This window comes from Caulobacter sp. B11, from assembly GCF_002737765.1.
Classification (GTDB): domain Bacteria; phylum Pseudomonadota; class Alphaproteobacteria; order Caulobacterales; family Caulobacteraceae; genus Caulobacter.
The window spans coordinates 1-6,288 of record NZ_PEGG01000203.1; the positions used below are offsets into that span (position 1 = coordinate 1).

The 6,288-nt window shown below is 60.2% G+C and carries 7 protein-coding genes and 1 pseudogene; all 8 read right to left on the reverse strand.

The genetic code is table 11. The features are described from left to right. Positions 1 to 457: pseudogene (locus tag CSW58_RS09015) on the reverse strand (hypothetical protein); the annotation flags it as partial. 665 nt (positions 458 to 1,122) lie between these two features. Beyond that, the gene (locus CSW58_RS09020; protein ID WP_099447063.1) at positions 1,123 to 2,463 is read right to left on the reverse strand and encodes a protein kinase; all 1,341 of its coding nucleotides are present in this window, start codon (positions 2,461 to 2,463) and stop codon (positions 1,123 to 1,125) included. Positions 2,464 to 2,806: 343 nt separating this feature from the next. Then, positions 2,807 to 3,397 carry a hypothetical protein gene (locus tag CSW58_RS13750; RefSeq protein ID WP_143755142.1) on the reverse strand — a complete coding sequence of 197 codons (591 nt, stop codon included), beginning with the start codon at positions 3,395 to 3,397 and terminating at the stop codon, positions 2,807 to 2,809. After that, positions 3,394 to 4,140: a hypothetical protein gene (locus CSW58_RS09030; protein WP_143755143.1), complete on the reverse strand. Its 747-nt coding sequence runs from the start codon at positions 4,138 to 4,140 to the stop codon at positions 3,394 to 3,396. The genes CSW58_RS13750 and CSW58_RS09030 overlap by 4 nt, the downstream gene beginning before the upstream one ends. Positions 4,141 to 4,449: 309 nt before the next feature. Beyond that, positions 4,450 to 5,064 (reverse strand): hypothetical protein, encoded by a 615-nt coding sequence (locus CSW58_RS15155; protein ID WP_236627738.1) that lies wholly within the window; start codon positions 5,062 to 5,064, stop codon positions 4,450 to 4,452. 112 nt (positions 5,065 to 5,176) lie between these two features. Beyond that, positions 5,177 to 5,452, reverse strand: coding sequence for a hypothetical protein (locus CSW58_RS15160; RefSeq protein ID WP_236627739.1), 276 nt, complete (start codon positions 5,450 to 5,452; stop codon positions 5,177 to 5,179). A gap of 127 nt (positions 5,453 to 5,579) precedes the next feature. Further along, a complete protein-coding gene (locus tag CSW58_RS15165; RefSeq protein ID WP_369825140.1) occupies positions 5,580 to 5,972 on the reverse strand; it encodes a hypothetical protein in 393 nt (130 codons plus the stop codon). A gap of 13 nt (positions 5,973 to 5,985) precedes the next feature. After that, positions 5,986 to 6,288, reverse strand: a 303-nt coding sequence (locus CSW58_RS15170; RefSeq protein WP_369825139.1) for a GTP-binding protein, incomplete at its 5' end; no start/stop codon positions are given.

Here is a 6,288-nt window from a genome sequence, read left to right on the forward strand (position 1 = left end):
CCGCCGTCGTCGGGCCAGCCGCCATTGGGGGGCGACGACGGCCCGGATCGACGATCCGCGCGTCGGCGCCGCCGAGGGCGGGTCCCAGCTTCTCGAGCCGCTGGGCCAGGGCCGACAGCCGCAACGCCTCGTGGTCGCGCCCCTCATGGATCGCGCTGGCCAGCCGGACCAGGGCCGCCGCCCGCAGGTCGGCCGGATCCGGCGACGGCGGCGGACCGCTGGCCGCCACCCCGTCCGCGCGCCGCGCGCGAACCGGCGTCGTCCCCGCCGCGCGCCGCTCGTCGGCTTCCGCCCGCCGCGCCGCCACATGGGCCCGGGCGACAGTGTCGGCGCTGACCTTCTTGGTCCAGCCCTCGACCTGGGCATGGCGATAGATGCTGCCGGGCGACACCTTCCACAGCGCCGACAGCTCCTTGGCGCGCGCGCCGTTGCGATAGGCCTCCCGATCTCGGCCCACGAGGCCGGCGACAGGCGGAAATAGGTGGGCGGGGTTTCTGAGCTGTGATCGGTCATGGCTCAGAGTATGCGGCCGGGCTGAGCGCGGAGGATTGGGGTGGCGGAGTTTTTGGTAGGGTGTTGATTTGGCGGGGGAAGTTCTGGCGACAGGCGGGGATAGAGTTTGGGGGATCCCCTGCGTCGCCCCATGTGAACTCAGGCGGGCCGGATCGCTCGGCGAAGCCGCCGCCCCGCTGGGCAGAGCCATCCTTACATCTCACGGCGAGACGATCGCAGGGCGGCTCAGGTCACTCAAGGCCCGGTCTGCGACCGGCCGCGCGGCGGCGGCCCGGAGGGCCGGCCTTGACTGACCTGAGCCGTCCTGCACGCTGCAGCCTCCAGGAGATTTAAGGATCGCACCGATCTTGGGGGCGGGTTGCGGGGCTGCCTGCGGGTTTAACGTCAGAACTATGGTGAGAGACCTCAAACTGGGACGGTGGCGACGGTGCTCGCGTCAAGCTCGCCGCTCGACAGGAGGCCAACTTGGTCGGAGTCTCCGGCAACGGTTCAAAGTATTCGCTGATATAAGTGCACTGGCACCTTAATCTGTCCGTTCAGATCAGAATAGTTACCTCGACTAGTTCGAGTATCCAGCTCTGTTTACGGGCTTTCAGCGCAAACCAATTGCTAAGTCACTATATGGCTGGCGATGTAATGTCGAAAATCGTCTTCGCTAATCCTGTTGTGTCGAGCGTCGTAGGTTGTAGGATCTAGGTTATAGGGCGACCTCGTGCTGAAAATCACGAAAGATCCGCTCAAATACCGGGTAACAGGCCTTGCCCCTGCCGGAAGGGGCTCACCAGCATATTCATCATCATCCCAAGCTCTCAAAGACACGTATTGACCGGGCGTCAGCTCACAGAAGATCTCAAGACCTTTTTCAAGATCAATATAACCACCATCGACCGAGAGAGGCGCGACGCTATGCGCCTCAAGTCTGAAGTAGTTCCAGGCTGACGCTGGCCCAAACGACTCGAAGGTCAGCTTCTGTGGTTTGACGATCGCAACTGACAGCGCATGGATCCTGAGAAAGCCAGCCTCAGCGGCAAAAGTGATGGAGTTGATCGTGTTACCCCCGCCGTCGGGGTAAAACATGTGGTTCAAGGATCTAGTCTGAGAGGCAAGGCGCAGGACAGCGCAGATATCTTTGATGTCAGTCCAAGTAGCCCGGCTTGGCGAGCAGAAGGGAAACAGCTGGTTCTGGATGACCATCCACTCTGTCAGATTCCGTCGATGAAAATCCTCTTGGAGTTTGATCCAGTCTTCAAGGCGTGACGCCAGTTCAGTGGCGGAAGGGCGCGCGCGCGGATCATTATCTGTACATTCTGCCAGCAGTTCATCAAGAGGACTTGTAAGTATTTCACCATGGTATTTGCTCAGAGCAAGAACACTGATCGGAGAATACTGTCCATCAAAGCCCATAGGTTGCCCCGTAAGTACAATCCAGAGCGTCTTAGCTAGCGAATACACGTCTGCCGGCCCACCCGCCGCTTTCGCAGCATCACGTCTCATCTCTGGTGCCATTGTGAATTTGGGCCCGACGTCTCCTTGCGCCGGCGTGATGTCCATACGCTTTGGATATTTCACGAGACCAAAGTCAGAGAAGCAGAGCCTGCCATTCAACGTCAGAAGGTTAGCAGGTTTGATATCTCGATGATGGATGCCGAGTTCGTGAAGCTCAGCCAGTGTGCGGGCCAGAGCGACAAACGGGCTTACGATATCGATCGCGCTCTGGGATCTGAATGCAGAGGCCAGCGGCTCGGCCAGGGGCATCACGAACCATTGGGGCCCTCTATCCGCATTGTGGGGTATTTCATGCTCAAGAAGAGGAACAATGCCATCGATATGCTTGGCCATCTCAAGGGCCTTGATCTCGGCCTCCAAACGGCTGCGGGTGGTCTGACTGAGTCGGCGCAGGATTTTGAGAGCTCTGTCGGGTTCTCCCTCTCGGGAGACCCTCCAAACCACACCGTTTCCACCCCCCCTATGCTCTCATTGAGTGACCAGGAACCGATTTTCTCCCCAGGAAATCGTCGTGCAGCTTTGGACATCTGGAGTTCTCTTCGCGAGCGGATATCGGGAATTCGTCGCCTGAGACGTCACATCATCTCAGCTTCGTTCAAAGGGCATATCCGCATTCTCGATCTGAATTAACCGTATAGTGTCGTGGGAGCGCCTGAGGCAGTTTTGAGCACCGGTCCGGAAACGGGGCTTCAAGACCGCCGCTCACTGAGTATGATTAAATCTCAGGAAGGCGATCTGAAGTATCGAGAATCCAAGCCTAACCGCCGAGAATGTAGGTGGCGTGAGTCTAGAGGGGGCTACTGCCTTCTGCGGTGGTCGCGTCGGCTTCTGCGAGCAGTTCTTCATCTTCGTTCACAGCGTCAAAAAGTCCGGCTTGGGCGTCCTGCGGTGGAAGTGGCATTTCCCAAGTCCTCACGACCGGGATTCCAAGCATTGCGGCGAATGTCCCGACGCCCGTGTCGTCAGAGTAGATCGTTTTGACATTCATCACCCTACCAATGGCGATGATTTGCCGATCCATTTTGACCTTCTGCCATACGGCCTGCGAACCGGCTTTCTTGTCGCCTGCCCGTATGGCTTCGCGCGTCATCGCCGCTACCTCGATGGCAGCGAGCGTGTCGAAGTCCACCACTTTGAAGAAGGCAGATCGGCTAATCCGGTCCAGAACCGCTCCAGCCTCGTCCTCAAGTCGAACAAGAACTTCAGCAAGTGCGGGCGACGGAATGACGATGGTGTCCTTATTCCGTTGAACTTCGGATTCTAGGAATTTGAAGCGCTCAGCGGACCTCGACACATGCGCTCTAGTCTCAGGATTCCAAGGCGGCTTTGCGTTCTTATTGACCAGCAAAGCGAACGCGGTTGCGTCGAGAAGGATCAATGAATTTCATCCTTCCCAAGCCGCAAGTCCATCAACTCGTCATAGACATTTTCGTCGCGCGCCAACGCGGGCGAAAGCGATCTGATATCGGCGATCACTTCGGCAAGCGGTGTGTCGTCGAGGACGTCGTATCTATCGACCGAAAAGCGAAGGAGCTTCCACGAACCATCGAGTGTTCGTTCCCATCGCCCACTGCCGAAAAGCCTTATCTTGGGGCCGTAGAGATATGGCGCAAGCAAGCGCGCCACGTCTCGCTTCAGCTCGATATTCGAGTAGGCAATTGGACCATCTTGCAGGATAACGTGTGCGGACTTGTCCCTGCCGCCAATGCTGACAACTTGGCCATCAATCGATCCGGCTTGGGTGAACGCGGGAAAGACAAGCGACTTTGGACGGGTTCGTCCAGGGAAGGGAATGACCACATCGCCGGTCGGGCTCATCAGTTCAGCAATTGCATTATCTTCAGCCAGCATGTCGTCAATCGACTTGAAGGCGCGCTCTGCGTCCTTCGCTGGTTGTCCGGTGCGGATTGCTAAGAGCCGCCTTTCCACTTTCGGGGCGTCTTGATCTTCGACCCGCCAAGCTAGTTTGGCGCTTCCTTTGAACACGCGATCAAAATGGGTCGCGTCCTTTGACCCGACCAGCTCAGCGAGCGCAGAGATATACTGCGCAAGCCTCGACATTGGCAGCGTATCCGGCGTGAAGGCGTCGATACGGAAGGTGTATTCGTTCGGTTTACGCATCGCCTCCCTCTCTTTCCCGCAGGCTAACAACCGCCAAAAGCACGGCAAGAAGCCTATGCGGGCTCAGTTGCGCTGTCTAGCAGACCGCTCATCCGGGCCTAATCACCCGACGGCAGCCACTAGCCATAAATGGACGTATGGCAAGAAACCTAAAGCAATCGCTTCCCCTCCCAAGGAGATCGCTGATTCGCATTGGCGATGGGACGAAAGCGGCCATTCCAACGTCGGCGATGGATCAAAAACGCCCCCGCCAGCTTCCGCTGACGAGGGCGCCCAAAACACTCCGATTGGCGGGCGCTCAGCCCCAGATCAATCCTCGTCCATCTTCAGCGCCGCGATGAACGCTTCCTGCGGGATCTCGACCTTGCCGAACTGGCGCATGCGCTTCTTGCCGGCCTTTTGCTTGTCCAGCAGCTTGCGTTTGCGCGAGGCGTCGCCGCCGTAGCACTTGGCGGTGACGTCCTTGCGCAGGGCGCGGACGGTTTCGCGGGCGATGATCTTGCCGCCGATCGCCGCCTGGATGGGGATGACGAACATGTGCTGGGGGATGAGGTCCTTCATCTTCTCGCACATGCCGCGGCCCCGGCCCTCGGCGCGGTCGCGGTGGACCAGCATCGAGAGGGCGTCGACGGGTTCGGCATTGACCAGGATCGACATCTTCACCAGGTCGCCGGTCTTGTAGTCCTCGACCTGGTAGTCGAACGAGGCATAGCCCTTGGAGATCGATTTCAGGCGGTCATAGAAGTCGAACACCACCTCGTTGAGCGGCAGGTCATAGACCACCATGGCGCGGTTGCCGACATAGGACAGCTCGCGCTGCTGGCCGCGACGGTCCTGGCACAGCTTGATCACGCCGCCGAGATATTCGTCGGGGGTGAAGATGGTGGCCTTGATCCAGGGCTCGCTGATGCTCTCGATGTGCATCGGTCGGGCAGGTCGGCGGGGTTGTGCAGCTCGATCTCCGAGCCGTCGCGCATGTGGATCTTGTAGACCACCGACGGGGCGGTGGCGATCAGGTCGAGGTCGAACTCGCGGCTCAGGCGCTCCTGGATGATCTCCAGGTGCAGCAGGCGAGGAAGCCGCAGCGGAAGCCGAAACCCAGGGCGGCGCTGGATTCCATCTCGTAGGGTGAAGCTGCCGTCATTGAGGCGCAGGCGGCCGACGGCGGCGCGCAGGTCCTCGAAATCGGCGGCGTCGACCGGGAACAGGCGCGCAGAACACCACGGGCTGGACGTCCCTTGAAGCGGGCAGGGCCTTTTCGGTGGGCTTTCTTCTCGTCGGTGATGGTGTCGCCGACGGCGGCGTCGGCCACTTCCTTGATCTGGGCGGTGATGAAGCGATCTCGCCGGGGCCCAGGCTCTCGACGGGGGTGTTTTTCGGCTTGAAGACCCCGACCCGGTCGACCAGGTGCACCGAGCCGTGCTGCATCATCTTGATCTTCATAGCCGGCCTTCAGGCGGCCGTCGATGACCCGGACTAGCACGACCACGCCGAGATAGGCGTCGTACCAGGCGTCGACCAGCAGGGGCCTTGAGCGGGGCGTTCTCGTCGCCCTGGGGCGGCGGCAGGCGCTTGACTACCGCTTCGAGCACATCGTGGATGCCGATGCCGGACTTGGCGCTGCACAGCACCGCGTCGCTGGCGTCCAGGCCGATCAGGTCCTCGATCTGGGCGCGCACGCGCTCGGGCTCGGCGGCGGGCAGGTCGATCTTGTTGAGGACCGGACGATCTCGTGATTGTTGTCGATGGCCGAATAGACATTGGCCAGGGTCTGGGCTTCCACGCCCTGGCTGGCGTCGACGACCCAGGATCGAACCCTCGCAGGCGGCCAGCGAGCGCGAGACCTCATAGGCGAAGTCGACGTGGCCGGGGGGTGTCCATCAGGTTGAGGATGTAGGTCTCGCCATCATCGGCCTTGTATTCCAGACGCACGGTCTGGGCCTTGATGGTGATGCCGCGCTCCTTTTCTCGATCTCCATGTTGTCGAGAACCTGGGCGGTCATTTCGCGCGCGGTCAGGCCCCCGGTCTCCTGGATCAGGCGGTCGGAGAGCGTGCTCTTGCCCGTGGTCGATATGGGCCACGATGGAAAAATTTCTGATCTTGTCGAGCGGCGTAGAGGTCATGCGCCCGCGTCTAGCACATTTGCG